We start from the raw sequence: 24,921 nt of genomic DNA, 5'->3' as shown, positions 1-24,921 counted from the left end.
ATTTCCGCGCCGGGCTTTTTCATGCCTGACCGCGGCTCTCCCGGCGGAAGCGCGCCGGCGAGACGCCGAAGGCCGCCTTGAAGCGCTGGGAGAAGGAGGGCAGGGAGCGGTAGCCGCAGCGCTCGGCGATATCGGTGACGTCCAGCCCGGAGCGGGCGAGCAGCGCCCTTGCCTTTGCCAGCCGCCAGGCGGTGAGATACTCGATGGGCGGCAGGCCGACATCGGCGGCGAACTCCGCGGCGAACCGGCTGCGCGACATGCCGGCGACCTTCGACAGCCGATCGACCGTCCAGTCGTGTTCCGGTGCATCGTGCATGGCGTGCAAGGCGCGCAAGAGCCGCCGGTCGGCGAGCGCGGCGACAAAGCCGGTGCGGGCCTCCTCGTCCATGGAAAGCCGGCGGATCGTCTGGATCAGGATGATTTCGACGAGCCGCGTGACGATCGCCGGCATCCCCTGTTTCCGGCCGGTCGCCTCCATCGTCAGCAGCCGGAGTGCCGCGGCGGCGGCCGCCTCGTCCCGCAGTTCGCCCGGGCGCACGACCAGAAGCGCCGGCAGCCCGGCAATCAGCGGATGGGTGATCGCCTCGTCGAAGGCGCAGAAGCCGCAGAGCAGGCGCGTCGCCGGATTGCCGCCTGTGTTCACCACGCCGTCTTGCGGCGGATGCTGCGCCAGCACCTCCGCAAGATCGACGGGCGGCCGCATCGGCTGATCGGAGACGATCTGCACGCTGCCGTGCGGCACGATCGCGAGATCGCCTTCGACGAGCCTCTGCGGTTCCTCGTCTCCGACGCGGATCCAGGCTTCGCCGTCGAGCACCACGTGAAAGCGGATATGCTGCCGCTCCGTCGGCAGGCCGACCGAAAACGCCTTCGGAAACGCCGCCTCGAAGTAGAGCCGGGTTTCGAGGCGCAGCGCCGAAAATATGCCGGTCAGGATGTCATTCTTATTCATAGCCATCGATCTCGGGACGTTTGGATAAAAACATGGGATTATCCGAGGCTGCGCCCGCGCTTCTCGCATGTCAACATCCGGGCGTGATCGGGTCGCCGATCGCATTGTGCCCTCAAACAGACCACGCGAGAGGTCCCCATGTTCTCCGGAAATCTCTTCGCCCTTGCCGGCTTCGCCCTCGTCATGTCGATCTCCCCGGGCCCGTCGAACGTCATGCTGCTCGCTTCCGGCATGAACTTCGGCTTCGTCCGTTCGCTGCCGCTCCTCTTCGGCGTGACCTGCGGTTTCCTGTCCATGGTCCTGCTCGTCGGCCTCGGGCTCGGCGAGGTGCTCGCGATGTCGCCGGCCGTCTACCTCGCGCTCAAGATCCTCTGCGCGGTCTATGTCCTCTGGCTCGCCGTGAAGATCGCCCGGAGCGGCGCGGCCGGTACCGCCGGCGACCCCTCGATGGCGCGGCCGATCGGCTTCATCGAGGCGGCGCTCTTCCAGCTCGTCAATCCGAAGGCCTGGACGGTGGCGCTGATCGTCACGGTTTCCTACACCGATCCGTCCCGCTATCTCGCCAGCCTGATGCTGCTGATCGCCGTCTTCGCGGTGGTCAACGTGCCCTCGATCGGCGTCTGGTCGCTCTTCGGGCAGGCGCTGCGGCGTGCCATCGGGGACGGCAGGCGCATCGTCTGGTTCAATGGCGCGATGGCCGTGCTGCTGGTCGCCTCCATGGTGCCGGTGCTGTTCCGGCCCTGACCATGAGCCCATCTCGCCGCGACGAGACTTTCCGGTTGATTTTGACGCTTTGCCCTTCAACTCGCCTGCCACGCTCTCCATATGGTGGGCGTATCGGTCGCCATTCCGGCGACGGAGGAAATGCAGGAAGGCATGATGCGGCAATACGGAAAATTCTTCGGGATACTGGCGATCGCGCTTGCGGTCGTCGTCAGCGTGGCAGACCTCGCGGAGGCGCGACGCGCCGGAAGCTTCGGCGGGTTCGGCAGCCGCGGCACCCGCACCTACAGCGCTCCGCCCGTTACCCGCACGGCCCCCGCGCCGGCATCCCCGATCGAACGCAGCATGACGCCGCAGGGCCAGACCACCCGCCCGGCAACCGCCCCGAACCAGACGGGACGCACCGGTGGCCTGTTCGGCGGTCTCGCCGGCGGCCTGATGGGCGGCCTCCTGATGGGCGGCCTTTTCGGCATGCTGATGGGCTCGGGCTTCGGCGGTGGTTTCGGCTTCCTCGGCCTTCTGCTGCAGGGCGCGCTGATCTTCTTCGCGATCCGCTTCGCCATGCGCATGTTCGGCAATCGCCAGACCGCCTATTCGGGCGCCGGCGCTTCGGCCCGCAGCAATGTGGCGACCGGTCCCGGCTTCCATATCCCGCGCATGGGCGGTGTCGATTTCGGTGGCTCGTCCGCGTCCGCCGCGCCGCGCACACCGTCTGCTTCCGCCGACGAGATCGGCATCAGCCAGGCCGACCTCGACCGCTTCGACGGCCTGCTCAAGGAAATGCAGACCGCCTACATGGCCGAGGATTATTCGGCACTCCGCCGCATCACCACGCCGGAGGCGATGTCCTACCTCGCCGAGGAATTGAGCGAGAACGCCACGAAGGGCGTGAAGAACGAGGTGCGCGACGTCCGCCTGCTGCAGGGTGATGTCGCCGAAGCCTGGCGCGAGGGCAGTGTCGACTATGCGACCGTCGCCATGCGCTACGAGAGCATCGACGTGCTGCGCGACCGCGCGACCGGCAAGGTGGTGAGCGGCGACCCGGACAATCTCGCCGAATCGACCGAGATCTGGACCTTCGTCCGCCGGTCCGGAACCGACTGGCAGATTTCCGCCATCCAGGCTGCGGGCGACGCCGAGTAGGGCGCCCTTCCGGAATATTTGGACTTCCCTCTTCTCCCCGCTGGGGAGAAGAGCCGGGCGTATGCGAGGCGATGACGGGGACGTAAGGACGTCGCGTGCGGTCGTGGATCCTCGGGTCAAGCCCGAGGATGACGATCTTCCATGTCTCGCAAAGCGGTATCTCACCGCGCCGTCTGCGCGAGTTCGGGCATCAAGTCCCCCCGTGGAACGTCATCCCGTTCCCCAAGCTGTCTTTGGGCGCGGGTCGGCGGATACCCCGTCATCCTCGGGCTTGACCCGAGGATCCACGCCGTACAGCGCAAAGGCATGGCCGGTGGGGGACGAGCGCTTCAGGCCCCCGCGCCGGCTTTCTCAATCCGGGCAGCTCTGCAACTGGCGGGCGTAGGTATACGTGATCTCGGTGAAGCGCTTGGCGCCGGAGAGCGCTTCACTGTTATTTCTCCAGCTGCCCTTGGCATAGCCGGCATGGCCGGAATGGTAGGCGAGGTAGAGCTGGTAGGGGTCGTTGAGCGGGATGCCGTTCTTCACCGCGCTTTCGCGGTGATACCAGGCGATGAAGGACATCGCGTCTGAGAAATCGGTGCGCCGTGCCGACCAGCGGCCGGTCTCGCGCTGGTAGCGTTCCCAGGTGCCGTCGAGCGCCTGCGAATAGCCGTAGGCCGTCGACTTGCGCTTCCACGGAATGAAACCGAGGAGCTTGGTGCGCGGCGGGCGCGCATTGTGCTTGAAATTCGATTCCGTGTAGATCGTCGCCATCAGGATCGGCACGGGCACGCCGTATTCCCGTTCGGCACCCTTTGCCGCCCGCCGCCAGTTGTTGAACAGCCCGTCACGCTGTTCGAATATCGCGCAGGCATTTCGGGTCTGGCTCGGCGGTTTCGCACAAGCGGTCAATGCCAGCAGAAGGCCAACGACAATTACGCCACGCATCGCTAATCCTCACTTCGGCTGGCGATCCTATTAGCTAAAATTTAACGAAAGGTTTTCCGATCGCCGTTTTGCGTCGCCGTAGCGCTTCGCCGCCGGAACTGGCGGATCGCGCGAAGACAGGGTAAAGGCAGTCTCAGGTTGTCCGTGGCCAGCGAGCAAGGAACATTCAATGAGCATCCGGCCGACGCCCTTGCCGGTCGTCGCCTTCCATATCCACCAGTGGAAAAGGCGGCTGCTGGAGGCCTATTTTCCGGAATGGCGCTTCCACTACATCCCCTTTCATCTCGGCGACGAGGAGTTCCGCACTGTCTGGGCGCCGCGGATCGCCGCGCTCGGAAAGACCGCCTTCGTGGTCTGGGGGCCGAACCTGCCGGAGGCTGCGCGCGCTCATGCCGCGGCGCACGGCATTCCCGTCCACTTTCTCGAGGACGGCTTCCTGCGCTCGCTGCAGTCGAGCGCCGGGCAGAGCGCGCCCTTCTCGCTGACGGTCGACGGCAAGCGCCCCTATTTCGACGCCCGCGGCCCGTCCGACCTCGAGGACCTGTTGAAAACCCACGATTTCGAGGGTGATCCCGCGCTTCTGGCGCGGGCAAGCGCCGGCATCGCGGCTCTCCTCGAGAGCCGTGTCAGCAAATACAACGCGCCGCAGGCCGCGCGGACCGCACCGGCAAGGGGGGACGGACGCCGCAGCGTGCTGGTGGTCGGGCAGGTGGAGGACGATGCGTCGATCCGCTTCGGCTGCGACCGGCTCTTCCGCAACAACGATCTCGTGCGGCTCGCGGCTGAAGAAAATCCCGGCGCCCGCATCGTCTACAAGCCGCATCCCGACGTGCTGAAGGGCGTGCGCAAGGCGCAGTCCGATCCTAAGGAGGTCGCGCATCTCTGCGATATCCTGACCGACCCGGTGCCGCTTCCGGACGTGCTGGAGGCCGCCGACCATGTCTACACGATCACCTCGCTCGCCGGCTTCGAGGCGCTCTTGCGCCGCAAGCCGGTGACGGTGATCGGCTCGCCCTTCTATGCCGGCTGGGGCCTCACCGACGACCGGCAGGCCAATCCGCGGCGCGGTCGCAAGCTCAGCCTCGAGGCGCTGTTTGCCGGCGTCTATCTCCTCTATCCGCGCTATTTCGATCCGCTGACCGGGGCCGCGAGCAGCTTCGAGGCGTGCCTTTCGCAGATGGTCGCCTGGCGCGAGGAGGGGGTGCCGGCGGAAAGCCGCCGGCTCGTCGGAACGCGCCGCCGCGCCGCGCCCTGGCGGCCTTCCGGTCCTTACGGCCTCCTCGGCTGGCGGCATCTCCTGCCGCCGGTCGTCGCGCCGCTCGTCGCCCGGCTTGGCTCGGCCGAAGATGCGGCGAGCTACCGCCGCGATCCGATCGGCTTCTTCCGGGAGCTTTCCGATCCCGGCTTCCGAAGGCTCGGGCGGTTCCTCTATCCCTTCGACGACGACCGCTTTGCCGACGGCTTCGACCGTGCGCCCTAGAGGCGTTCGCCTCTCTCGCCGAGAACCTGTTCGCCGTCCTCCTTGGCGAAGGCGTCGTTGAAGGCATCAGCCGGCAGGATGTCGAGCACGGCCTCCGAGGGCCGGCAGAGCCGCGTGCCGAGCGGCGTCACCACGAAGGGCCGGTTGATCAGGATCGGGTGGGCGAGCATGGCGTCGAGCAGTTGCTCGTCGGTCAGCGCCGGGTCGTCGAGGCCGAGCTCGGCATAGGGCGTGCCCTTCTCGCGGATCGCCTCGCGCACGGAGAGCCCGGCATCGCGGATTATCGCTGCGAGCTCTTCCCGGCCCGGCGGCGTCTTCAGGTATTCGACGACCGTCGGCTCGATGCCGGCGTGGCGGATCAGCGCTAGCGTGTTGCGCGAGGTGCCGCAGGCGGGGTTGTGGTAGATGACGACGTCCATGTTCAGGCCTTTTCGGTCAAGGTGCCGCGGGAGACGGCGGCGCCGCGTTCGTACCATCCCTTGCTGCGGTTGACGATCCAGACGACCGACAGCATGACCGGCACCTCGATCAGCACGCCGACGACGGTCGCGAGTGCGGCCCCCGACTGGAAGCCGAAGAGGCTGATTGCCGCGGCGACGGCGAGCTCGAAGAAGTTCGAGGCGCCGATGAGGGCCGAGGGCCCGGCGACGCAGTGCTCTTCGCCGGACCAGCGGTTGAGGAGATAGGCGAGCCCCGAGTTGAAATAGACCTGGATCAGGATCGGCACGGCAAGCAGGCCGATGACCGCCGGCTGCGCGATGATCTGTTCGCCCTGGAAGCCGAAGAGCAGGACGAGGGTGGCGAGCAGCGAGACGAGCGACAGCGGTTGCAGCCGGGCGAGCAGGCGTTCGAGCCTTCCCGGCGTGCCGGCGGCAAGCAGCCGGCGTCGCAGGAGCTGCGCCACCACGACCGGGATGACGATGTAGAACACCACCGAGAGCACGAGCGTGTCCCACGGGACGGTGATCGCCGAAAGCCCGAGCAGCAGGGCGACGATCGGCGCGAAGGCGACCACCATGATCGCGTCGTTAAGCGCCACCTGCGTCAGGGTGAAATGCGGTTCGCCCTTCGTCAGGTTCGACCAGACGAAGACCATCGCCGTGCACGGGGCGGCGGCGAGAATGATGAGGCCGGCGATGTAGGAATCGATCTGGCCCGCCGGAAGGTAGGGCCGGAAGAGCCAGCCGACGAACAGCCAGCCGAGCAGCGCCATCGAGAAGGGCTTGACCGCCCAGTTGACCAGCAGGGTGACGCCGATGCCGCGCCAGTGGCGGCCGACCTCGGCCAGCGCTGCGAAGTCGATCTTCAAGAGCATCGGCACGATCATCAGCCAGATCAACACGGCGACCGGCAGGTTGACCTTGGCGATTTCCAGCGCGCCGATCGCGTGGAAGAGCGCCGGGAAGAGATGGCCGAGCACGATGCCGGCGACGATGCAGAGACCGACCCAGACCGTCAGGTAGCGTTCGAAGGTGGACATCAGGCGACCTTTCCGCCGGCCGTATCGGCGGCCGCATGGCTTGCGCCTTCCATGGCGCCGATCTGCTTCAGCCGGTGCGCTTCTGCGAGAATGGAGAGGGCGGGATTGCCCGTGCAGAGGAAGAGCACGTTGTAGATCCTGTCGGTCATGGTCGTCGTCCGTCGGTTGTGTGCGGCGTGAGGGCGGTCATTGTGTGCAGGCGGCCGGCGGGCAGCAGGGCGCGAGGTCGGCGATCAGCGGCGCGCAGAGTTCGGCATTGCCGCCGCAGCAGTCCTTGAGAAGATAGAGCGTCATCGCCCGGAAGCAGGCGAGATCGGCGCGGTAGAGGATCGACCGGCCCTGCCGCTCGCCCGTGACCAGCCCGGCCTGGGCTAGCGTCGAGAGATGCGCCGACATGGTGTTCTGCGGCACGCCGGCAAGCCGCGCCAGCTCTCCCGCCGGCACACCGTCCGGTTCCCGCGCCACCAGCAGGCGAAAGGTCTGCAGCCGCGTCGGCTGCGCAAGCGCGGCCAGCGCCGCGATGACATTCTTTTCATCCATATATCCAGAATAATGGATGGATTGGATGTGTCAAGGCGCGGGATATGGGGGAGGGTGGCTATCCCCGCACATTGGCCGAGCTCCCCTGCTGCAAGGACACCGTCGCGCGAGTGGCAGGACGGCGTGGATCCTCGGGTCATCCTCGGGTCATCCTCGGGTTTAACCCGAGGACGAGGATGACGACCTTTCATGTGTCGCTGAGGTGCACTACCGAGAGATCTGCGCAAGTTCTTGGCATCAATCTCGGGTACCACCTCAGCCTTCCCGATCGCGTCAGGGCACCGCAACGCTTCTTTGGGCACCACGATTCCCGCACACTCCCGTCATTCTCGGGCTTGACCCGAGGATCCACAGACGCTCGTTGCGTCCCTTACCTTCGCACTCACGGCTGACTGCAACGCTCCGCCACCTATCTCGCCTTGTGGGGGTGAGAAGCGACCGGGACAGCCGGGCAATCGATCCAGTGAATCGATTGCGGCGACGAGGCCCTCCCACCTCCCCCTTGAGGGGGGAGGTCGCGCGGAACGCGCGGGTGGGGGTGACGACATCATGGATCACCCCACCCCGGACCTGCGGTCCGACCCTCCCCCTCCCGCGGCCGGCAACACGGCGTGGATCCTCGGGTCAAGCCCGAGGATGACGACCTTTCATGTGTCGCTGGGGTGCACTACCGACAGGTCTACACAAGTCCCAGCATCGGTCTTGAGCGCTGCCTCAGGCTTCCCGATCACGTCTACGCACAGCAAGGCTTCTTTGGGCACCACGCCACCCCGCACTCCCGTCATCCTCGGGCTTGACCCGAGGATCCACGTACAGGCCGGCGGAGGTCGGAGAGCGTCCAAGCCCCCCTCTTCCGGCCGTCGCTCGAAATTCCCCAGTAAAATCAATCACCGATACCCATTTTCATTCACCCCCTTCCGACCTGTCGTAGAATCACCTCGTTCCGCCATCAGATACACCGGACCATGCGAAGTCCGGCGAGGCGGGACCGGCGCCGGGGTCGACGACTGTCGCAGGTCGAAAGCCCCGGCCGCTGCAACGGTCTCCCCCCGCGGGAGGCGGAAGGCGGGAAGGCCCGGACCGGCTCGCCCCCCACCGCCGTGAATGCGGGCGTGCCTCAGAGGCACACAGACAGGCGCCCGGGAGCTTGAAAAAGCCCCCCGGCGAAAAGACGGCGGGGTGGAACGAGCCGGCGCAAATGCCGCTCCTCCATCTGCCGGGCGGGGTCAGGCCGGACGGTACCATCCGGCGGGAACCTCCCGGGTCACCGGCCAGGCTCGAGCGAAGGTCCGTCACAGGATGCGCGCTTCGATCCGATCCGCGCCCGGCCGATGTCGGAACTTGAAGTTCCGGCAAAGGCGCCGCCTGCCAGAGAGACGCATGCAGCGGGAAAGAACGCCGAACGGGGCGCCGCAAGGAGCCACATATTCATACTCTGACAGGCCCCTCGCGGCGCTGCGTCCGAGACTGAGGTAACCGACCCGGAGGGAGACATCCCGACCGGCGGCGGAGCCTGAGTGGTTTTTGACAAGCTGGCGGTAGCGGGGGCAGCAGTGAACGCGTGCATGGTTGTCCTGCGTGGAAGGGGTCAGGCACCCTGTCCGGTCTGGACCTGCGACAAAAGCCAGTTCTGGAAGTCCGTTGCGAGCGAACTTCCCTTCATGTCCTCCGGCGTGACGATGTAATAGCTGTTGTCGGTCGTGATCGGCCGGTCCATGACGGTCACGAGGCCGCCGGACTCGAGTTCGCCCTCGATCAGGTAGCGCGGGACGAGGGCGAATCCCATCCCGGCGACGGCCGCCTCGATGACCATGTTGAACTGGTCGAACCGGTTTCCATGGAAAGCGTCCAGGGCTTCGAGGCCGTTCATCGAAAACCATTCTCCCCACAGCCTCGGCCTCGTGGTGAGATGGAGAAGCGGCGCCCTGGAGAGGTCGGAGGGGACCTCCGCCGGAAACCGCGCGATCAGCGCGGGGCTCGCGACCGGTACGATCGTCTCGCCGCAGAGATAGGTGCACACGGCATGCGCCCAGATCGGCTGCCCGTAATGGATGGCGACATCGAAGCGATCGACCTTGAAATCGAACGGTTCCGACCGCGATGCGACATCGACGGCCGTGCCCGGGTGCAGGTCGAGGAATTCGGGCAGCCGACGCACCAGCCAGCGGCTTCCGAAGGTCGGCAGCGTCGCCACGGAAAGCACCTTCTTGCCGTCCGACGAGGCCTTGGCGCGCAGCACCATGTCCTCGGTCCTCTCGAGCAGCTGGCGCACTTCCGGCAGGAGGACCTGCCCGGTGGCGGAGAGCACCACTCTTTGCCGGATGCGCTCGAACAGGGTGATGCCGAGCTGCTCTTCAAGCGCCCTGATCTGCCGGCTGACGGCGCTCTGGGTCAGGTTGAGTTCGGCGGCGGCCAGCGTGAAATTTCCGTGCCGGGCGCAGCATTCAAAGGCCTGGAGGACGGTTATGTCCGGGATCATCGCGCGGTTGAGTTTCATTCCGTTCTCGCATCAAGCTATCAGAAAGCGTCGCATTACAGCCCGAATTCGCATCGGTATAGTGCAGAATATGAATGAACCGCCTGTAGTCAACCGCGAGTTGGGCCCCATGACAAAAACTGAATTCGTTTCCTCCGACAGCATCCGCGCCGCGTTTTCGGCGGCGATGTCGGCAATGTACCGCAACGAGGTTCCCGCTTACGGAACCCTGATGTCGCTGGTCGCCAAGGTGAACGAGGAGGTGCTTGCCGAAAACCCGGGGATGAGGCAACGTCTCGCCGAGACCGATACGCTCGATCGCATCTCCGAGGAGCGCCACGGTGCGATCCGGCTCGGCACGGCGCAGGAGCTGTCCACGATACGGCGCGTGTTCGCGGTGATGGGAATGCATCCGGTCAGCTATTACGACCTTTCCACGGCCGGCGTCCCCGTCCATTCGACGGCTTTCCGCCCCGTCGGCGACGCGGCCCTGAAGCTCAACCCGTTCCGCATCTTCACCTCGTTGCTCCGGCTGGACCTCGTCCGGGACGAGCAGCTGCGCGCCGATGCGGCGGAGGTCCTGTCGAAGCGGAAGATCTTCACCGACGGGGCACTCGAACTCCTCGATAAGGCCGAGGAGCAGGGCGGGCTCGACCGGGACGACGCCTCGCGGTTCGTCGAGGAGGTCCTGCAGACCTTCCGCTGGCACGACAAGGCGATCGTCAGCGCCGAAATGTACCGTCGCCTCCACGATGCGCACCGTCTCGTTGCGGATGTCGTGTCCTTCAGGGGTCCTCACATCAATCACCTGACGCCCCGCACGCTCGACATCGACGAGGTCCAGCGCCGGATGCCGGGCGAGGGGATTTCCCCCAAGGCGATCGTGGAGGGGCCGCCGACCCGTCAATGCCCCATCCTGCTGCGCCAGACGTCCTTCAAGGCGCTCGAGGAAGCGGTGGCGTTCGAGGACGGTAAGGGTGGCTGGCGCTCCGGTTCGCATACGGCCCGTTTCGGCGAGATCGAGCAGCGGGGTGTGGCGCTGACGCCCAAGGGCAGGGCGCTCTACGATCGTCTGCTGAACGAGACGCGCGAGCGCTGCCGGCCGGCGGCGGACGGTTCCAACGCCGCCGAATACGAGGCGGCTCTCGCCGACGTCTTCAAGGCGTTTCCCGACGACTGGAACGCGATCCGCAAGGCCGGGCTCGGCTACTTCAGCTATTCGTTCACCCCGGCCGGCGAAAAGGCCGACAGGACCGGCATGGACCTCGAAACCGCGATCGCGAACGGCCTCGTGCAGTTCGACCCGATCACCTATGAGGACTTCCTGCCCGTCAGCGCCGCCGGCATATTCCAGTCCAACCTCGGCGACGATGCCACGCAGGAATTCGTTGCCAGCCCCAATCAGCGGATGTTCGAGCGGGATCTCGGCGCGAGCGTACTGGACGAATTCGCCCACTATGCCGCGATCATGCAGGCGTCCATCGATCGTTGTCTCGGCGACGGCCGGCTGGCGGCGGCTGCAGAGTGACGGCTTCGATGGATCTGTCCGCGCATATCGCGGCGCTCCGCAGCCTGATCGGGGAAGCCGCCGTGCTCGACGATCAGGCTGACATGGCGGCCTATGCGACGGGTGCGCGCTACGACGAGGGTCGCGCGGCCTTCGTCGCGCGACCCTCGTCGACCGAACAGGTATCCGCCGTCGTCTCCTACTGCGTCCGCAACGATATCCCCCTCGTGCCCCAGTCGGGGAACACGGGTCTCGTTTCCGGCTCCACGCCCGATGCGACCGGAACACAGGGCGTGCTGAGCCTCGATCGCCTCACCGGCGTTTTCGATCTCGACGTCGCCAACCGCTCGGTGCGGGCGGGCGCAGGACTTCGCCTCTCGGACCTCAACGCGCGGCTCGAAGACGCAGGCCTGTTCTTCCCGATCGATCTCGGCGCCGACCCGCGTCTGGGCGGGATGCTCGCCACGAACACCGGCGGGTCCAGGTTCCTGCGATACGGGGACGTGCGTCGCAACACGCTCGGACTGAAAGTCGTCCTCGCCGATGAAGAGGGGACGGTGCTCGATCTTTCGGCGGAGTTGCGGAAGAACAATACCGGTGTCGACTTCAAGCAGATATTCATCGGAACGTCCGGCGCCTACGGCGTGATCACCGAATGCGTGCTGAACCTCGAGGCTCTGCCGCGTCAGGTCGCGACCGCCTTGCTGATGCCGGCCTCGATCGATCGCGTGCCTGAGCTTCTCTCCCATATGGAAGCTGCGCTCGGCGGCTATCTCTCGGCCTTTGAGGGCATGTCGGGCAATGCGATCAGCGCCGCGCTCGACCACGTCCCCTCGCTCCGCAACCCGTTCCAGGGCGGCATCGTCCCCGAATTCGTGATCCTTGCGGAGATTTCGAGATCGAATGCTCCGCGGAAGGGTGAACAGAGCCTCGACGAGGTGCTGGAGACCGTGCTGGAAGAGGTCTGGGAGACGCACGAAGGCCTGCTCGCGGATGCGCTCGTCGGTCCGCCGCAGGAAATCTGGGCCATGCGTCACGCGCTGTCCGAAGGCGTCAAGCATCGTGGCCGGCTGATCGCGTTCGACCTTTCGTTTCGCCGCGGCGACGTCATGGCCTTCCTCGCCCGGATGAGGAGGGAGCTGCCGTCGAGCTTCCCCGATGTCGCCATCTGCGACTTCGGCCACGTCGGTGACGGGGGCGTGCATTTCAACCTCGTCGTCGCAAGGGACGATGCCCGGCTGCAGGACGACGGCTTCGAAGACGCCCTGAGGACCTGGGTGTTCGGCATCGTCGTTCGGGATTTCGGCGGGAGTTTCAGCGCCGAGCACGCGATCGGCAGAAAGAACCAGGCCTATTACGATCGATACACACCCGCGGAAATACGCAGGCTGGCGACCGGACTGAAGGCGGTCCTGTCGCCCGGCCGGATCGGCGCCGCGCGCTTTTGAAAAATGGTCGGCGTCAGCCGCAAAACAGGGAATCAACGAGGAATGCCAATGACAAATGCCGTCGATGTAAAAAAAGAAGCCGCAAGCCTGCTCGACAAACTGGGCGTGAGCCGCGACGCGTGGACCGGGGGCGACATGCCGGCCTACAGTCCCGTATCCGGTGAGGAGATCGGCCGTCTGAGGACCGTCTCCGCCGCGGATGCCGGCAAGATGATCGACGACGCCCATGAGGCGTTCCGGCAGTGGCGGCTCGTTCCGGCGCCGAAGCGCGGCGAGCTCGTCCGCCTGCTCGGCGAGGAGCTGCGCGCCTCCAAGGCGGATCTCGGCCGGCTCGTCTCGATCGAAGCAGGCAAGATCACGTCGGAGGGCCTCGGCGAGGTCCAGGAGATGATCGACATCTGCGACTTCGCGGTCGGCCTGTCGCGCCAGCTCTACGGTCTCACGATCGCGACGGAGCGCCCCGGACACCGCATGATGGAGACCTGGCATCCGCTCGGCGTGGTCGGCATCATTTCCGCGTTCAACTTCCCGGTCGCCGTCTGGGCGTGGAATGCCGCGCTTGCTCTGGTCTGCGGCAATCCCGTGGTCTGGAAGCCGTCCGAAAAGACGACGCTGACCGCCCTTGCCGCCGATGCCATCCTGCAACGGGCGATCAAGCGTTTCGGCGATGCTCCGGCAAACCTCTCCCAGGTTCTCGTCGGTGACCGCGCGATCGGCGAGGTCCTCGTCGATCATCCCAGGGTGGCGCTCGTCTCCGCGACGGGCTCGACCCGCATGGGCCGGGAGGTCGGTCCACGCCTCGCCCGGCGCTTTGCCCGCTCGGTCCTCGAACTCGGCGGCAACAATGCCGGCATCGTCTGCCCCTCGGCCGATCTCGACATGGCGCTCCGGGCGATCGCGTTCGGCGCCATGGGCACCGCCGGCCAACGTTGCACGACCTTGCGCCGGCTCTTCGTCCACGAGAGCGTCTACGACCAGCTCGTGCCGCGCCTGAAGAAGGCCTATCAGAGCGTCTCCGTCGGAAACCCGCTGGAGACCTCGGCGCTTGTCGGTCCGCTCATCGACAAGCCGGCATTCGACGGCATGCAGAAGGCGCTCGCGGCGGCGAGCGCCGAAGGCGGCTCGATCACCGGCGGCGAACGCGTCGCGGAGGCCGGCAAGGATACCGCCTATTATGTCAAGCCCGCGCTCGTGGAGATGCCGCGGCAGGCCGGACCGGTGCTCGAAGAAACCTTCGCCCCGATCCTCTACGTGATGAAGTATTCGGACTTCGACGAGGTCCTTCGGGAGCACAACGCGGTGTCTGCGGGCCTTTCCTCCTCGATCTTCACGCTCGACATGCGGGCGGCCGAGCGCTTCCTGTCTGCCGACGGCTCCGATTGCGGCATCGCCAACGTCAACATCGGCACGTCCGGTGCCGAGATCGGCGGCGCGTTCGGCGGCGAGAAGGAGACCGGCGGCGGTCGCGAGTCCGGATCGGATGCCTGGAAAGCCTACATGCGCAGGGCGACCAACACGGTGAACTATTCCAAGGCTCTTCCGCTCGCCCAGGGCGTGTCGTTCGAGATCGAGTGAGCGCCATGGCCGATATCGCAGTACCCCCTGTAGCCGAGTTCCGGTCGGCGTCGCGCATCGCCTCGATCGGCGTCTCGAAGATCCTCATGATCGGCGCGCGGGCCGTCGCCCGCAAGCGCGAAGGACGGCCCGTCATCGTCCTCGGGGCGGGTGAGCCGGATTTCGACACGCCCGAGAACATCAAGGAAGCCGCGAAGGCGGCGATCGACCGCGGTGAGACGAAATATACCGCGCTTGACGGGTCGCCCGAGCTCAAGAAGGCCGTGGCGGAGAAATTCCGCCGCGAAAACGGCGTGGACTACGCCGTCGACGAGATCACGGTCGCCACGGGCGCCAAGCAGATCCTGTTCAACGCCTTCATGGCCAGTATCGACCCCGGCGACGAGGTGATCATTCCGACGCCCTACTGGACCTCCTATTCGGACATCATCGAGATTTGCGGCGGCGTGCCGGTGCTCATTCCCTGTGATGCGGCATCCGGGTTCCGGCTGACGGCTGACCGCCTCGAAAAGGCGATCACCCCGAAGACGAAGTGGGTCCTGCTGAACTCGCCTTCCAATCCCTCCGGAGCGGCCTATGGCGAGGCGGATTATCGTCCGCTGCTCGACGTGCTCCTGCGCCATCCGCATGTCTGGCTCATGGTCGACGACATGTACGAGCACATCGTCTACGACGACTTCGACTTCGTGACCCCGGTCGCGCTGGAGCCCGCGTTGAAGTCCCGCGCGCTGACCATCAACGGCGTCTCCAAGGCCTATGCCATGACGGGGTGGCGCATCGGTTATGCGGGTGGTCCGAAGGCGCTGATCAAGGCGATGGCCGTCATCCAGAGCCAGGCGACCTCATGCCCGAGTTCCGTCAGCCAGGCGGCGGCGATCGAAGCGCTGAACGGGCCTCAGGACTTCCTCGCGGACCGTAAGGCGAGCTTCAGGCGGCGGCGCGATCTCGTCGTGTCCGCCCTCAACAAGATCGACGGCATCGAGTGCCGTGTGCCCGAAGGCGCGTTCTACACGTTTGCGAGCTGTAAGGGCATGATCGGCCGCACGACGCCCGACGGGAAGCGGATCGAGAGCGATACCGACTTCACCGACTACCTTCTCGAAACGGTGGACGTCGCTGTCGTTCCGGGTTCCGCTTTCGGTCTTTCTCCGTATTTCCGCATTTCCTATGCGACTTCGGAGGCGGAACTGACCGAGGCACTCTCGCGGATTGCGGCAGCCTCCGCAGCCCTCGTTTGACCAACGAGAAGACATCGCAGCGCGGTGTCTTCCAGCACAAATCTTCCAGCACAGGGGTGTCGCGCCGACGGAAACCATCCGCGCGACACCCGGTGTGCGCACGAGATTGGCCGCCGAGGCGGCTATGGCTTCGGGTCGGGATGCTGAAGGCATTGATTTCGAAGTACAGGCAAGTCGACGACGGCATTTGGCTCGTCAGCCTCATGCACTATGATTTCTGATATATCGACCTGGAACAGAGAACCGTGCAAGCCATCGACAACCGTTCGGCACGAGGTTGTCACCCATGTCTCAGGGGGCAAATTGTTGCCTATGTATCCGGACTGGACAACTGTAATGATGGTAGCGGGAGAGGGACTTGAACCCCCGACACGCGGATTATGATTCCGCTGCTCTAACCACCTGAGCTACCCCGCCACAGGCACCGTGAAGAGGTCGTTTTGACCACCCCGGCGTCAGGATGAGCGGCTTATAAGGTGCCGCTCCCGTTGGTGTCAAGCGCCCGATCATCTTTTTGAGGCGCTTTTGTAATCTCGTCCGCCGGCGCCCTTTTGCGGCCGTCCGGCGCGGCTTTTTTCGGCGCTTCCGCGCTCAGGCGGCGGCAGGCGCCGAGAGCAGCGCCTTCAGCGAAGCCTCGGCCGGGGCCGAGCGTTCGGAGCGTTCGATGAAGCCGCCGCCATAGACGCGGGCATCGGGGCCGGGGGCCGAATAGAGCACGCAGGCCTGTCCCGGGGCGACGCCAGCCTCGCCGATTTCGAGGTCGACATAGACGCCCTTGTCATCGGCATGCAGGACCGCCGGTGCTGGCGGGCGGGTCGAGCGGACCTTGGCGAAGCAGGCGAAGCCGTCGGCGGCTTCTTCGCGAAGCGTGCGGTCACCGAGCCAGTTGATGTCGCGCAGATACACCCGGCGGGTGTCGAGCGCCTCCTTCGGGCCGACGATCACGCGCCGCGAGCGGGCGTCGAGATAGACGACGTAAAGCGGCTCGCCGGTCGCGACGCCCAGACCCTTCCGCTGGCCGATCGTGTAGTGGAGGATGCCCTCGTGATGGCCGAGCACGCGGCCATCCATGTGCACGATGTCGCCGCCGAGCGCCGAATCCGGCCGGAGCTTGGTGATGATGTCGGCATACTTGCCCTGCGGCACGAAGCAGATGTCCTGGCTGTCGGCCTTCTGTGCAACGACGAGCCCCATTTCCTCGGCGAGCGCGCGGGTTTCGGCCTTTGAGAGGCCGCCGAGCGGAAAGCGCAGGTAGTCGATCTGTTCCTGCGTCGTCGCGAACAGGAAATAGCTCTGGTCGCGCTCGCTGTCGACCGGGCGGAAGAGTGCGCGGTGGCCGGGATCGTTCGCCAACGGCATCGCCCGCGAGCGGATGTAGTGGCCGGTCGCCAGCGCATCGGCGCCGAGTTCCTTGGCGGTCGCGAGCAGATCGGCGAACTTGACCGTCTGGTTGCAGGCGACACAGGGGATAGGCGTCTCGCCGGCGACATAGCTTTCCATGAAGGGGTTGATCACCGTGTCGCGGAAGCGCTGTTCGTAGTCGAGCACGTAATGCGGGATGCCGAGCGTTTCGCAGACGCGGCGCGCATCGTCGATATCCTGTCCGGCGCAGCATGAGCCGGCGCGGTGGACGGCGGCGCCGTGGTCGTAGAGCTGCAGCGTGATGCCGAGGACGTCGTAACCCTCGCGCTTCAGGATACCGGCGACGACGGAGCTGTCGACCCCGCCCGACATGGCGACGACGACGCGCGTATCTTCGGGCCTCTTGTCAAAATCCAGTGTGTTCACGGCGTTCCGCCAGTCTTGAAATCGGTAACGGGTGTCTATGGCAGGCGCTTGTCGCCTGCTGCCGGGGCGCGCAATCGCGCTCGTTCGGCAAGTCCGGGATCTTACCCCGATCGTCCGAGGGATATAGAAAGGAATGCCCCCGCACGCAAGGGGGCGGTGATTCGCGGGCTTTCCGCGACAGCTGTTCGGAGACCCGCGACGCGATGAACCCGGCCCTTTCCCTCGCCGTGACGGAGGAGCGTTTCCCTGTCGCCGGCGCCTTCACCATTTCGCGCGGCTCGCGCACCGAGATCCGCGTCGTCACCGTCGAAGTTTCTGACGGGACGTTTCGCGGACGCGGCGAATGCGTGCCCTATGCGCGCTACGGCGAGACGGTGGAAGGCGTCATCGAGACGATCCGGTCGCTCGAGGCCGATCTCCGCCGGGGTCTCGACCGCGCCGACCTGCAATCGCGACTGCCGGCGGGTGCGGCGCGAAACGGGCTCGACTGCGCCTTCTGGGATCTCGAAGCCAAGCGCGCGGGCCGGGCGGCCTGGCAGTGCGCGGGGCTTCCAGCACCTCTGCCCGTCGAGACGGCCTATACGCTCTCGCTCGACACGCCGGAGAAGATGGCCGAGGCCGCCGCCCGCAATGCCGGCCGGCCGCTGCTGAAAGTAAAGCTCGGGGGCGAGGGCGATCTCGAACGCATCGAGGCGGTCCGGCAGGGTGCGCCGCGGTCGAAGATCATCGTCGACGCCAATGAGGGCTGGACGGTCGAGCAGTATCTGGCACTCGCGCCGACGCTCGTGCGGCTCGGCGTCGCGCTGGTCGAGCAGCCGCTTGCCGCCGGAAACGACGGTGCGCTTGCGGAGATCGAACGCGTGCTGCCGGTCTGCGCCGACGAGAGCTGCCACGACCGGGCCTCGCTTGCGCATCTTGCCGGCAAGTACGACGCGGTGAACATCAAGCTCGACAAGACCGGCGGGCTCACCGAGGCGCTGATGCTCCGCGACGAAGCGATCCGGCAGGGGTTCGACATCATGGTCGGCTGCATGCTCGGCACTTCGCTCGCCATGGCGCCGGCCTTCCTCGTGGCACAGGGCGCGCCTTACGTCGACCTCGACGGGCCGCTGCTGCTCGCCGCCGACCGCGACGACCCGATCCGCTACGAGGGCTCGCTGATGCAGGCGCCCGATCCGGCGCTCTGGGGCTGAACGGCGGGCGCGCGACGACATGGACGTGGCTTTCGCGACGATCATCGGGGTTGCCCGCAGCCTGAAGTGACGCGGTGCGGCGGATTCGAAAGGTTCGGGACGGTAACGGAATGGCGGACGAAACGGTCGAGCAGGAGAGGGCGAAGGAGGGCGGGCAGCCGCGCGTCCGCCTGCGGCATTTCTCCCGCTCGCTGCCGATGCTGCTGCTCAGAGCCCGGGAAGCGATAATGCGGCATTTCCGCAATTCGCTGCGCGTGCACGACATCACCGAACAGCAGTGGCGCATCCTTCGCGCGCTGATGACTGTGCCGGAAATCGAGGTGACGGAACTTGCGCGCGCGACGTTCCTGCTCGGACCGAGCCTCTCGCGTATCCTCAAGGACCTCGAAACGCGACAGCTCATCGAGCGTCACCAGGACGAGAACGATCTCCGGCGCTCCCGCATCGCGATCAGCCAGGCTGGTCTGGCGCTCATCGAAAAGGTCGCGCCGCAATCCGAAGAGATATACGGCGAGATCACCCGTGCCTTCGGTACCGAGCGGACGCGCGAGTTGCAAAGACTGCTCGAGGATTTGGAGGCGGTGGCGAACGGTCTTGATGCTCGCGGAATTCCGGACGAGAAGAGCGGCGAGGGCGAAGAGACGTGAGCGGTGCCGTCTGCTCATGCCCAGGGGCCCCGCACGACAATTTTCAGCCGCACAGGAGTTGGTCTTGGCAAAGATGATACATTCGATGGTCCGCGTGCTCGACGAGGCGCGCGCGACGGATTTCTATCGCAAGGCGTTCGGGCTCGAAGTCGCCGAAAGGCTCGATTTCGACAGCTTCACGCTCATCTACCTCAGCAATCCGGAGAGCGAATTCGAGCTCGAATTGACGGTCAACAAGGGGCGCGAGGAGGGCTATGCCCTCGGGGATGGTTACGGTCACCTCGCCGTGTCGGTCGACGATCTCGATGTGGAGCACGCACGCTTCACCGAACTCGGGCTGAACCCCGGCAAACTCGTCGAGTTCAACCGCGACGGGGTTCTCTTCGCCCGGTTCTTCTTCGTGACCGATCCGGACGGCTACAAGATCGAGGTCCTGCAGCGTCATGGGCGTTTCAAGTAAGATGCGGCAAACGAGACCGGGGCAATGCGTCCCGGTCTTTGTTCCCTCGCCTCAGTGCCAGGCCGACCGGAATGCCCGCGCCTTCGCCTTTGTCCGGTCGATCGCGTGGCGCAGGCGGTAGGCATTGCGCGGGGCGAGTTGCTGCTGAACGGCCATCGGGTGGCCGCGCCAGACGAAGCCGTTTCCGAACCACGCGGACAGCCAGAGGACCGGCAGTGCAAGATCGCGCAGCACGAGGGCGAACGGCGTCTTGCGGCCGAGCGGCCAGCCGAAGGCACGGATGACGAGAAGCTCGCAGCCGTACCAGACGGCGGCATAGGCGAGCACCGCCGCGGGCGACCAGAGACCGGCGAAACCGCCGGCAATCGCGGCGGTGAGCGGGAAGGCGCTGCCGACCAGGATTTCCGGCAGGAAGAACAGCGGGAAAGACACCCGCCGCAGGCGTGCCCAGCGAAGCTGGCGCCGCCAGATGCCCTTCCACGTGCGGCGCCCGAGCGGCTGCGGGAAGGGAATGTCGACGAGGCGGACCGAAAGCCCGGCCTCGCGCACGATCTTGGTGGAGGCGGCATCTTCCGCGACCTCGTCGGCGAGACGGATAAACCCGCCGGCGCGGTCGATCAGGCCGCGGTGGAGGAGCATGGTCTTGCCCTGTGCGAAGCCGACGCCGATTTCGTCGGCGAGCATCTGCCAGCGCGCCTGGAAGCTGTCGAGCCAGGCGGCTTCGACTTCGGCTGCAAAACCGACGGGTTCCGTTCCGGCCGGCGGCGAGCAGACCATGCCGGTGCCGGGCTCCCAGCGGGCGAAGAGCTGCGTGAGATAGTCCTTCGGCGCGAGTACGTTGCTGTCGGCGATCACGATCCACGGGTAGCGCGCCGCATCCCAGCCCTTCACCAGATTGTTCAGCTTCGGATTGATGCCGACCTGGCTGTTTCCGACGAGGAGCGAGGAGGCAACGTCCGGGTACTCCGCCATCAGCTGTTTCACCAGTGGAACGGCCGGGTCGTCGGCGTCCTCGACGCAGAAGACGACTTCATAGGCAGGCCAGTCGAGAAGGAAGGTCGATCGCAGCGTCGTTTCGAGATTGTTCTCGATGCCGCAGAACGGCCGCAGGATGCTGACCGCGGGCCGGGCGGTCTGCGCCGGGTGGGTCGCCTTGCGGGTTCTTGTCTTTCGCCGGTAGATCCAGCCGAGGCTGACGAGGTGGATAAGCAGGGCAGTCGCGCAGAACGTCATGATCAGCATGGTCACGATCCTTGTACCATCCGCTGCCTGATACTATCGCCTCATGACAATTCTGCAAAAGGGAATTGCCCTCCCGCGACGAAAGATGGGGACGCGGGCGATGAAGGCGGATTCGCGTCCGCTACCGGTCAGATGTGGCCGGATTTGCCGCGGCGGAGAACGGTGACGAGGCGCCAGCCGAGGAGAAGCGCCACGATCCCGGCGGCAAGGAAGCCGCTCGCGTCGCCGACGATCTCGGCGATGGCGAGGATATTGTCGCTGAAGAGGATTCCGAGCCCGACATGCAGGGTGACCCACACCGCCTCGCCGGCGACGCCGGCCGCAGTGAAATGTGCCCACGAAAAGCCCGTCGCGCCGGTCACCAGGTTCATGTAGGGGCCGAGCGGACTGAAAAGCCACCGGGTGAGAAAAATGCCGATCGTCGCATGGCGGGCGATTTCCTGCGTCGCGCGGTCGAGTGCGGCCTTGCCGGCCGGTTTCCTCGCGATGCGGGCGGTCACCGCCCGGCCGGCGAAGCGCCCGACGAGATAGCCGATCTGGTCGCCGCCGACGGCCGCGGCAAAGGCGGTGACGAAGACGGAAGGCAGGCCGAAATCGCCGGCGGCGGCGAAGGAGCCCATCAGCATCATCACCAGCGAGGCGGGAAGCGGCAATCCGAGGCAGCTCAGACCCGCCACTGCCGCAAGCAGCGGCAGTCCGTACACCGGGACGAGCGCAAGCAGGGCCTCGCTCATCGGCCGGGGCTGCCTTCCCGGAGCCTCGCGATGGCCCGTTCGATCTCGGCGCGGAATTCCTCCGGGGTCACGCCGCGGTCGCGGGCGAGCTGTTCCACCGTCGGGCGCCGGCCGGTGCCGAGCGGCCCAACCCCCAGCGCATCCGCCAGGGCCTCGCGCGGCAAATCGTAGGAGCGGGCGATATAGCCGATCGTCATCCAGTCCTCGATCGGCTGGTTGCGGTGCTCCGGCGCGCTCCAGTAGACGACGTAGAAGGCGAAGCGGGCGGCGAAGAAGAGCGTCAATGCGGCGGCGGCGAGGAAGGCGAGAAGCAGCAAGCGATGCTCGCGCCAGAGGGTTGCCACTCTCTTCATGTCGGTTGATGCCTCGTCCGTCGGCGAAGGGTCCGCCGGACTTGACTCGGTCCGCCGTCCTCTTTCATTCAAGGGCGAGTTAACCGCAAAAGGCGACGGCCGACAATGAGCGCAACAGACGTCAGACTGGAGGAGAGCTGGAAGCGGGTCCTCGGGCCCGAGTTTTCCAGTCCCTACATGCAGCAATTGCGGGAATTCCTCGTCGCCGAGAAGGCGAACGGCAAGCGCATCTTCCCGAAGGGCGCCGAATATTTCCGGGCGCTCGACCTGACGCCGCTCGGCAAGGTGCGGGTGGTGATCCTGGGGCAGGACCCCTATCACGGCGCCGGCCAGGCGCACGGGCTCTGCTTCAGCGTGCAGCCGGGCGTGCGCATCCCGCCGTCGCTCGTCAACATCTACAAGGAACTGGAAACCGACCTCGGCATACGGCCGGTCCGCCATGGCTTCCTGGAGAACTGGGCGAAACAGGGCGTGCTGCTCCTGAACAGCGTGCTCACCGTCGAGGAAGCTCGCGCCGCCTCACATCAGGGCCGCGGCTGGGAGCGCTTCACCGATGCGGTGATCCGCGCCGTCAACGACGAGTGTTCCTCGGTCGTCTTCATGCTCTGGGGCTCCTATGCGCAGAAGAAGGCGGCCTTCGTCGACCGCGAGCGCCACCTGGTGCTGAGGGCGCCACATCCCTCGCCGCTCTCGGCGCATAACGGCTTCTTCGGCTGCCGGCATTTCTCCAAGGCAAACGAGTTCCTGCGCTCGCGCGGGCTGGAGCCGATCGACTGGCAGCTGCCGGCCGATCCCGTGCTTTCGCAATAAACTGCTGCCGGTTGTCCTTCGCGGCGCTTGCGGCTGCCGCCCGCCTGTCGGATAGTGCCGCCCTGTCGTCAAGATCGGGAGCCCGTGCATGAGCAATCGCCTCAAATTCTTCATCGATGGCCAGTGGGTCGATCCCGTCCGTCCGGCATTGCTCGACGTCGTCGATCCTTCGACGGAAGAGGCGTTCACGCAAATTGCCGTCGGGTCGGCCGCCGACGTCGACCGGGCGGTGGCCGCGGCAAAGGCGGCATTCCCGGCCTTTTCCGTGACGTCGCGGGAGGAAAGGCTTTCGCTTCTCGAGCGCATTCTCGCCGCCTACAACGAGCGTATCGACGACATCGCCGACGCGGTGAGCCGCGAGATGGGAGCGTCGCTTCCTTTCGCCCGCGATTCGCAGGCGACGTCCGGCTCGGCGCATCTCGAAACGACCATCAAGGCGCTGAAGACCTTCGCCTTCAGCGAGAAGCGCGGCACGACGATGATCGTGCGCGAGCCGATCGGTGTCTGCGCGCTGATAACGCCGTGGAACTGGCCGCTCAACCAGATCGCCTGCAAGGTGGCGCCGGCGATCGCCGCCGGCTGCACCATGGTGCTGAAGCCTTCCGAGATCGCACCGATCACCGGCGTCATCTTCGCCGAGATCATGGAGGCGGCGGGCACGCCGAAGGGCGTCTTCAACCTCGTGCACGGAACCGGGCCCGAGGTCGGCCAGCCGATGGCGAGCCATCCGGACGTCGACATGGTCTCCTTCACCGGATCGACCCGCGCCGGTGTGGCCGTCGCCAAGGCTGCGGCGGATACGGTGAAGCGGGTGGCGCAGGAACTCGGGGGCAAGTCCGCCAACATCATCCTGCCGGATGCCGATCTCAGGGCCGCGGTGAGCGAAGGGGTGGCCGACTGCTTCGACAATTCCGGGCAGTCCTGCAATGCCCCGACTCGGATGCTGGTGCCGGCCGACCGGCACGACGAGGCGCTGGCGATCGCGAAGACCGTCGCCGAAACCTGCGTCGTCGGCGATCCCCGATCGCCGGATACCCGGCTCGGTCCCGTGGTCAGCCGCACGCAGTTCGACAAGATCCAGACGCTGATCGAGGCCGGCATCCGCGAGGGGGCGACGCTGGTCGCCGGCGGGCCGGGACGGCCGGAGCATCTCAACCGCGGCTATTATGTGCGCCCGACGGTCTTCGGCAACGTCACCAACGACATGACCATCGCGCGGGAGGAAATCTTCGGGCCGGTCCTCTCGATCATGCCCTACCGGGACGAGGAAGAGGCAATCGCGATCGCCAACGACACGGTCTACGGGCTTGCCGCCTATGTCCAGTCGGGAGATATCGGCCATGCCCGCAAGGTGGCGGCACGGCTCCGGGCCGGGTGCGTCCATATCAACTATCCGGCGTGGGACCCTTATGCGCCGTTCGGCGGCTACAAGCAGTCCGGCAACGGCCGCGAATACGGCGAGTGGGGCCTGCACGACTTCCTCGAGGTCAAGGCGGTCATCGGCTACGGCGAATGAGTGTTGGCGTATCCGTCCGGAGATCGCCGTCTTTTCGCCGTTCGGTCGCCTGAATTGTTCGGCCGGAGGGCGGGGGCGGTGAAAAAAATATGCGGTCTCCGGTCTTCGATTCTGCTTCTTTCTTCTCCCGGATTTTAAAGGGATTTTTGCCTTTCGCCGGCCTGCGGAGGGCTCGTCCGGACCGCGTCTCGCGGGTATTTCCCGGAACAAAAAATCAAGATCTACGGTTTCCCGGCCATGGCAAACAGCCCAGAAAGGATGAAGCCATGAAGACGAAACTGCTAGCTATTTCCGCCCTTGTTTTCGGTGCACTCGCCGGGACCGGTGCGGCGCAGGAAGGCACCGTGACCGGTGCTGCGGGGGGTGCCGTGACGGGCGCCATCGTCGGTGGTCCGGTCGGTGCCGCAGTCGGTGGTGTCGTCGGCGCAATCGCCGGGACGGCCGTCGCTCCGCCACCACCTGAAGTCGTCACCTATGTCGAGAAGCAGCCGGCGCCGGCCGCGGCCGTGGTCGTCGACCAGCCGATCGCCGTCGGCACGACGCTGCCGCAGGAGGTGGTCCTGGTTCCCGTCCCGGACAACCCGACCTATGCCTATGCGGTGGTCAACCAGCAACGGGTGATCGTGGACCCGCAGACCCATGTGGTCGTGAGCGTGGTCCAGTAAGACCCGATCCAGCAAGATCCG

23 protein-coding genes, 1 tRNA gene and 1 pseudogene are annotated in these 24,921 nt (G+C 66.0%); 13 read left to right on the top strand and 12 right to left on the bottom strand.

All coding sequences use genetic code 11. The annotated features are described in order from the left end of the window. Nucleotides 1-19 precede the first annotated feature (19 nt). Nucleotides 20-952: an AraC family transcriptional regulator gene (locus ACM6UT_RS01825; RefSeq protein ID WP_416795661.1), complete on the bottom strand. Its 933-nt coding sequence runs from the start codon at nt 950-952 to the stop codon at nt 20-22. A gap of 138 nt (nt 953-1,090) precedes the next feature. Here ACM6UT_RS01825 and ACM6UT_RS01820 point away from each other — a divergent pair, with 138 nt between their 5' ends. Together ACM6UT_RS01820 and ACM6UT_RS01815 are read left to right on the top strand one after the other, a co-directional pair. Then, nucleotides 1,091-1,696: a LysE family translocator gene (locus ACM6UT_RS01820; protein ID WP_416795660.1), complete on the top strand. Its 606-nt coding sequence runs from the start codon at nt 1,091-1,093 to the stop codon at nt 1,694-1,696. Nucleotides 1,697-1,831: 135 nt separating this feature from the next. Continuing rightward, on the top strand, nt 1,832-2,818 hold the full coding sequence (locus tag ACM6UT_RS01815; RefSeq protein WP_416795867.1) for a Tim44 domain-containing protein: 987 nt from the start codon (nt 1,832-1,834) through the stop codon (nt 2,816-2,818). Between the two features lie 351 nt (nt 2,819-3,169). Here the strand turns inward: ACM6UT_RS01815 and ACM6UT_RS01810 are convergent, their stop codons facing one another. Next, nucleotides 3,170-3,748 carry a transglycosylase SLT domain-containing protein gene (locus ACM6UT_RS01810; RefSeq protein WP_148161015.1) on the bottom strand — a complete coding sequence of 193 codons (579 nt, stop codon included), beginning with the start codon at nt 3,746-3,748 and terminating at the stop codon, nt 3,170-3,172. Nucleotides 3,749-3,917: 169 nt separating this feature from the next. On the opposite strand from ACM6UT_RS01810, the gene ACM6UT_RS01805 reads away from it, so the two are divergent. Then, nucleotides 3,918-5,228: a capsular polysaccharide export protein, LipB/KpsS family gene (locus ACM6UT_RS01805; protein WP_416795659.1), complete on the top strand. Its 1,311-nt coding sequence runs from the start codon at nt 3,918-3,920 to the stop codon at nt 5,226-5,228. Here ACM6UT_RS01805 and arsC read toward each other — a convergent pair. From arsC to ACM6UT_RS01780, 5 genes and pseudogenes are all read right to left on the bottom strand, one after another. Then, a complete protein-coding gene (arsC, locus tag ACM6UT_RS01800) occupies nt 5,225-5,647 on the bottom strand; it encodes an arsenate reductase (glutaredoxin) (RefSeq protein ID WP_416795658.1) in 423 nt (140 codons plus the stop codon). The genes ACM6UT_RS01805 and arsC overlap by 4 nt on opposite strands. A 2-nt stretch (nt 5,648-5,649) precedes the next feature. Continuing rightward, nucleotides 5,650-6,708 (bottom strand): ACR3 family arsenite efflux transporter, encoded by a 1,059-nt coding sequence (gene arsB, locus ACM6UT_RS01795; protein WP_416795657.1) that lies wholly within the window; start codon nt 6,706-6,708, stop codon nt 5,650-5,652. An 8-nt stretch (nt 6,709-6,716) separates the two neighbouring features. Further along, a pseudogene (locus ACM6UT_RS01790) lies at nt 6,717-6,857 on the bottom strand (arsenate reductase ArsC); the annotation flags it as partial. A 37-nt stretch (nt 6,858-6,894) separates the two neighbouring features. Further along, a complete protein-coding gene (locus ACM6UT_RS01785) occupies nt 6,895-7,248 on the bottom strand; it encodes an ArsR/SmtB family transcription factor (RefSeq protein ID WP_416795656.1) in 354 nt (117 codons plus the stop codon). A 1,588-nt stretch (nt 7,249-8,836) separates the two neighbouring features. Beyond that, a complete protein-coding gene (locus tag ACM6UT_RS01780; protein WP_416795655.1) occupies nt 8,837-9,745 on the bottom strand; it encodes a LysR family transcriptional regulator in 909 nt (302 codons plus the stop codon). A gap of 109 nt (nt 9,746-9,854) precedes the next feature. Between ACM6UT_RS01780 and hglS the strand changes: the two genes are divergently transcribed. The 4 genes from hglS to ACM6UT_RS01760 are packed head-to-tail and all read left to right on the top strand — an operon-like array spanning nt 9,855 to nt 15,492. After that, nucleotides 9,855-11,252 (top strand): 2-oxoadipate dioxygenase/decarboxylase HglS, encoded by a 1,398-nt coding sequence (gene hglS, locus ACM6UT_RS01775; protein ID WP_416795654.1) that lies wholly within the window; start codon nt 9,855-9,857, stop codon nt 11,250-11,252. A gap of 8 nt (nt 11,253-11,260) precedes the next feature. Further along, a complete protein-coding gene (locus ACM6UT_RS01770) occupies nt 11,261-12,679 on the top strand; it encodes an FAD-binding oxidoreductase (protein WP_416795653.1) in 1,419 nt (472 codons plus the stop codon). A gap of 48 nt (nt 12,680-12,727) precedes the next feature. Continuing rightward, complete coding sequence (gene amaB, locus ACM6UT_RS01765) at nt 12,728-14,254, top strand: L-piperidine-6-carboxylate dehydrogenase (RefSeq protein WP_416795652.1); 1,527 nt, start codon at nt 12,728-12,730, stop codon at nt 14,252-14,254. A gap of 5 nt (nt 14,255-14,259) precedes the next feature. Then, entirely contained in the window at nt 14,260-15,492 is a 1,233-nt protein-coding gene (locus ACM6UT_RS01760) for a pyridoxal phosphate-dependent aminotransferase (protein WP_416795651.1), read from the top strand. A 340-nt stretch (nt 15,493-15,832) separates the two neighbouring features. Here ACM6UT_RS01760 and ACM6UT_RS01755 read toward each other — a convergent pair. Next, a tRNA-Met gene (locus ACM6UT_RS01755) sits at nt 15,833-15,909 on the bottom strand. 174 nt (nt 15,910-16,083) lie between these two features. Next, nucleotides 16,084-17,280: a tRNA 2-thiouridine(34) synthase MnmA gene (gene mnmA, locus ACM6UT_RS01750; RefSeq protein WP_416795650.1), complete on the bottom strand. Its 1,197-nt coding sequence runs from the start codon at nt 17,278-17,280 to the stop codon at nt 16,084-16,086. A gap of 203 nt (nt 17,281-17,483) precedes the next feature. Between mnmA and dgcA the strand changes: the two genes are divergently transcribed. From dgcA to ACM6UT_RS01735, 3 genes are all read left to right on the top strand, one after another. Further along, complete coding sequence (gene dgcA / locus ACM6UT_RS01745) at nt 17,484-18,473, top strand: N-acetyl-D-Glu racemase DgcA (RefSeq protein ID WP_416795649.1); 990 nt, start codon at nt 17,484-17,486, stop codon at nt 18,471-18,473. 110 nt (nt 18,474-18,583) lie between these two features. Beyond that, nucleotides 18,584-19,120: a homoprotocatechuate degradation operon regulator HpaR gene (gene hpaR, locus ACM6UT_RS01740; protein WP_416795648.1), complete on the top strand. Its 537-nt coding sequence runs from the start codon at nt 18,584-18,586 to the stop codon at nt 19,118-19,120. Between the two features lie 64 nt (nt 19,121-19,184). Continuing rightward, complete coding sequence (locus ACM6UT_RS01735) at nt 19,185-19,580, top strand: VOC family protein (RefSeq protein ID WP_416795647.1); 396 nt, start codon at nt 19,185-19,187, stop codon at nt 19,578-19,580. Nucleotides 19,581-19,631: 51 nt separating this feature from the next. Here the strand turns inward: ACM6UT_RS01735 and ACM6UT_RS01730 are convergent, their stop codons facing one another. From ACM6UT_RS01730 to ACM6UT_RS01720, 3 genes are all read right to left on the bottom strand, one after another. Beyond that, nucleotides 19,632-20,822 (bottom strand): ceramide glucosyltransferase, encoded by a 1,191-nt coding sequence (locus ACM6UT_RS01730; RefSeq protein ID WP_416795646.1) that lies wholly within the window; start codon nt 20,820-20,822, stop codon nt 19,632-19,634. Between the two features lie 128 nt (nt 20,823-20,950). Further along, nucleotides 20,951-21,556: a DedA family protein gene (locus ACM6UT_RS01725; RefSeq protein WP_416795645.1), complete on the bottom strand. Its 606-nt coding sequence runs from the start codon at nt 21,554-21,556 to the stop codon at nt 20,951-20,953. Next, nucleotides 21,553-21,909, bottom strand: coding sequence for a hypothetical protein (locus ACM6UT_RS01720; RefSeq protein ID WP_416795644.1), 357 nt, complete (start codon nt 21,907-21,909; stop codon nt 21,553-21,555). Before ACM6UT_RS01720 ends, ACM6UT_RS01725 begins: the two co-directional genes overlap by 4 nt. Before the next feature lie 105 nt (nt 21,910-22,014). Between ACM6UT_RS01720 and ung the strand changes: the two genes are divergently transcribed. The 3 genes from ung (at nt 22,015) to ACM6UT_RS01705 (ending at nt 24,900) form a co-directional block, all read left to right on the top strand. After that, nucleotides 22,015-22,719, top strand: a complete 705-nt coding sequence (gene ung / locus ACM6UT_RS01715) for a uracil-DNA glycosylase (RefSeq protein WP_416795643.1) — start codon at nt 22,015-22,017, stop codon at nt 22,717-22,719. An 88-nt stretch (nt 22,720-22,807) separates the two neighbouring features. After that, entirely contained in the window at nt 22,808-24,235 is a 1,428-nt protein-coding gene (locus tag ACM6UT_RS01710) for an aldehyde dehydrogenase family protein (RefSeq protein WP_416795642.1), read from the top strand. Between the two features lie 266 nt (nt 24,236-24,501). Next, nucleotides 24,502-24,900: a DUF1236 domain-containing protein gene (locus ACM6UT_RS01705; protein ID WP_416795641.1), complete on the top strand. Its 399-nt coding sequence runs from the start codon at nt 24,502-24,504 to the stop codon at nt 24,898-24,900. The last annotated feature ends 21 nt before the right edge of the window (nt 24,901-24,921 follow it).

Source organism: Ciceribacter azotifigens, from assembly GCF_048159625.1.
GTDB lineage: Bacteria > Pseudomonadota > Alphaproteobacteria > Rhizobiales > Rhizobiaceae > Allorhizobium > Allorhizobium azotifigens.
Note: the sequence above shows the minus strand (reverse complement) of the source record. Positions and strands in the feature narration are given on the sequence as shown.

Bases quoted from the DNA above. Each gene is read 5' to 3' on its own strand.
- ACM6UT_RS01825 (WP_416795661.1), bottom strand. From the start codon at position 952: ATGAATAAGAATGACATCCTGACCGGCATATTTTCGGCGCTGCGCCTC.
- ACM6UT_RS01820 (WP_416795660.1), top strand. From the start codon at position 1,091: ATGTTCTCCGGAAATCTCTTCGCCCTTGCCGGCTTCGCCCTCGTCATG.
- ACM6UT_RS01815 (WP_416795867.1), top strand. From the start codon at position 1,832: ATGCGGCAATACGGAAAATTCTTCGGGATACTGGCGATCGCGCTTGCG.
- ACM6UT_RS01810 (WP_148161015.1), bottom strand. From the start codon at position 3,748: ATGCGTGGCGTAATTGTCGTTGGCCTTCTGCTGGCATTGACCGCTTGT.
- ACM6UT_RS01805 (WP_416795659.1), top strand. From the start codon at position 3,918: ATGAGCATCCGGCCGACGCCCTTGCCGGTCGTCGCCTTCCATATCCAC.
- arsC (WP_416795658.1), bottom strand. From the start codon at position 5,647: ATGGACGTCGTCATCTACCACAACCCCGCCTGCGGCACCTCGCGCAAC.
- arsB (WP_416795657.1), bottom strand. From the start codon at position 6,708: ATGTCCACCTTCGAACGCTACCTGACGGTCTGGGTCGGTCTCTGCATC.
- ACM6UT_RS01785 (WP_416795656.1), bottom strand. From the start codon at position 7,248: ATGGATGAAAAGAATGTCATCGCGGCGCTGGCCGCGCTTGCGCAGCCG.
- ACM6UT_RS01780 (WP_416795655.1), bottom strand. From the start codon at position 9,745: ATGAAACTCAACCGCGCGATGATCCCGGACATAACCGTCCTCCAGGCC.
- hglS (WP_416795654.1), top strand. From the start codon at position 9,855: ATGACAAAAACTGAATTCGTTTCCTCCGACAGCATCCGCGCCGCGTTT.
- ACM6UT_RS01770 (WP_416795653.1), top strand. From the start codon at position 11,261: ATGGATCTGTCCGCGCATATCGCGGCGCTCCGCAGCCTGATCGGGGAA.
- amaB (WP_416795652.1), top strand. From the start codon at position 12,728: ATGACAAATGCCGTCGATGTAAAAAAAGAAGCCGCAAGCCTGCTCGAC.
- ACM6UT_RS01760 (WP_416795651.1), top strand. From the start codon at position 14,260: ATGGCCGATATCGCAGTACCCCCTGTAGCCGAGTTCCGGTCGGCGTCG.
- dgcA (WP_416795649.1), top strand. From the start codon at position 17,484: ATGAACCCGGCCCTTTCCCTCGCCGTGACGGAGGAGCGTTTCCCTGTC.
- hpaR (WP_416795648.1), top strand. From the start codon at position 18,584: ATGGCGGACGAAACGGTCGAGCAGGAGAGGGCGAAGGAGGGCGGGCAG.
- ACM6UT_RS01730 (WP_416795646.1), bottom strand. From the start codon at position 20,822: ATGCTGATCATGACGTTCTGCGCGACTGCCCTGCTTATCCACCTCGTC.
- ACM6UT_RS01725 (WP_416795645.1), bottom strand. From the start codon at position 21,556: ATGAGCGAGGCCCTGCTTGCGCTCGTCCCGGTGTACGGACTGCCGCTG.
- ACM6UT_RS01720 (WP_416795644.1), bottom strand. From the start codon at position 21,909: ATGAAGAGAGTGGCAACCCTCTGGCGCGAGCATCGCTTGCTGCTTCTC.
- ung (WP_416795643.1), top strand. From the start codon at position 22,015: ATGAGCGCAACAGACGTCAGACTGGAGGAGAGCTGGAAGCGGGTCCTC.
- ACM6UT_RS01710 (WP_416795642.1), top strand. From the start codon at position 22,808: ATGAGCAATCGCCTCAAATTCTTCATCGATGGCCAGTGGGTCGATCCC.
- ACM6UT_RS01705 (WP_416795641.1), top strand. From the start codon at position 24,502: ATGAAGACGAAACTGCTAGCTATTTCCGCCCTTGTTTTCGGTGCACTC.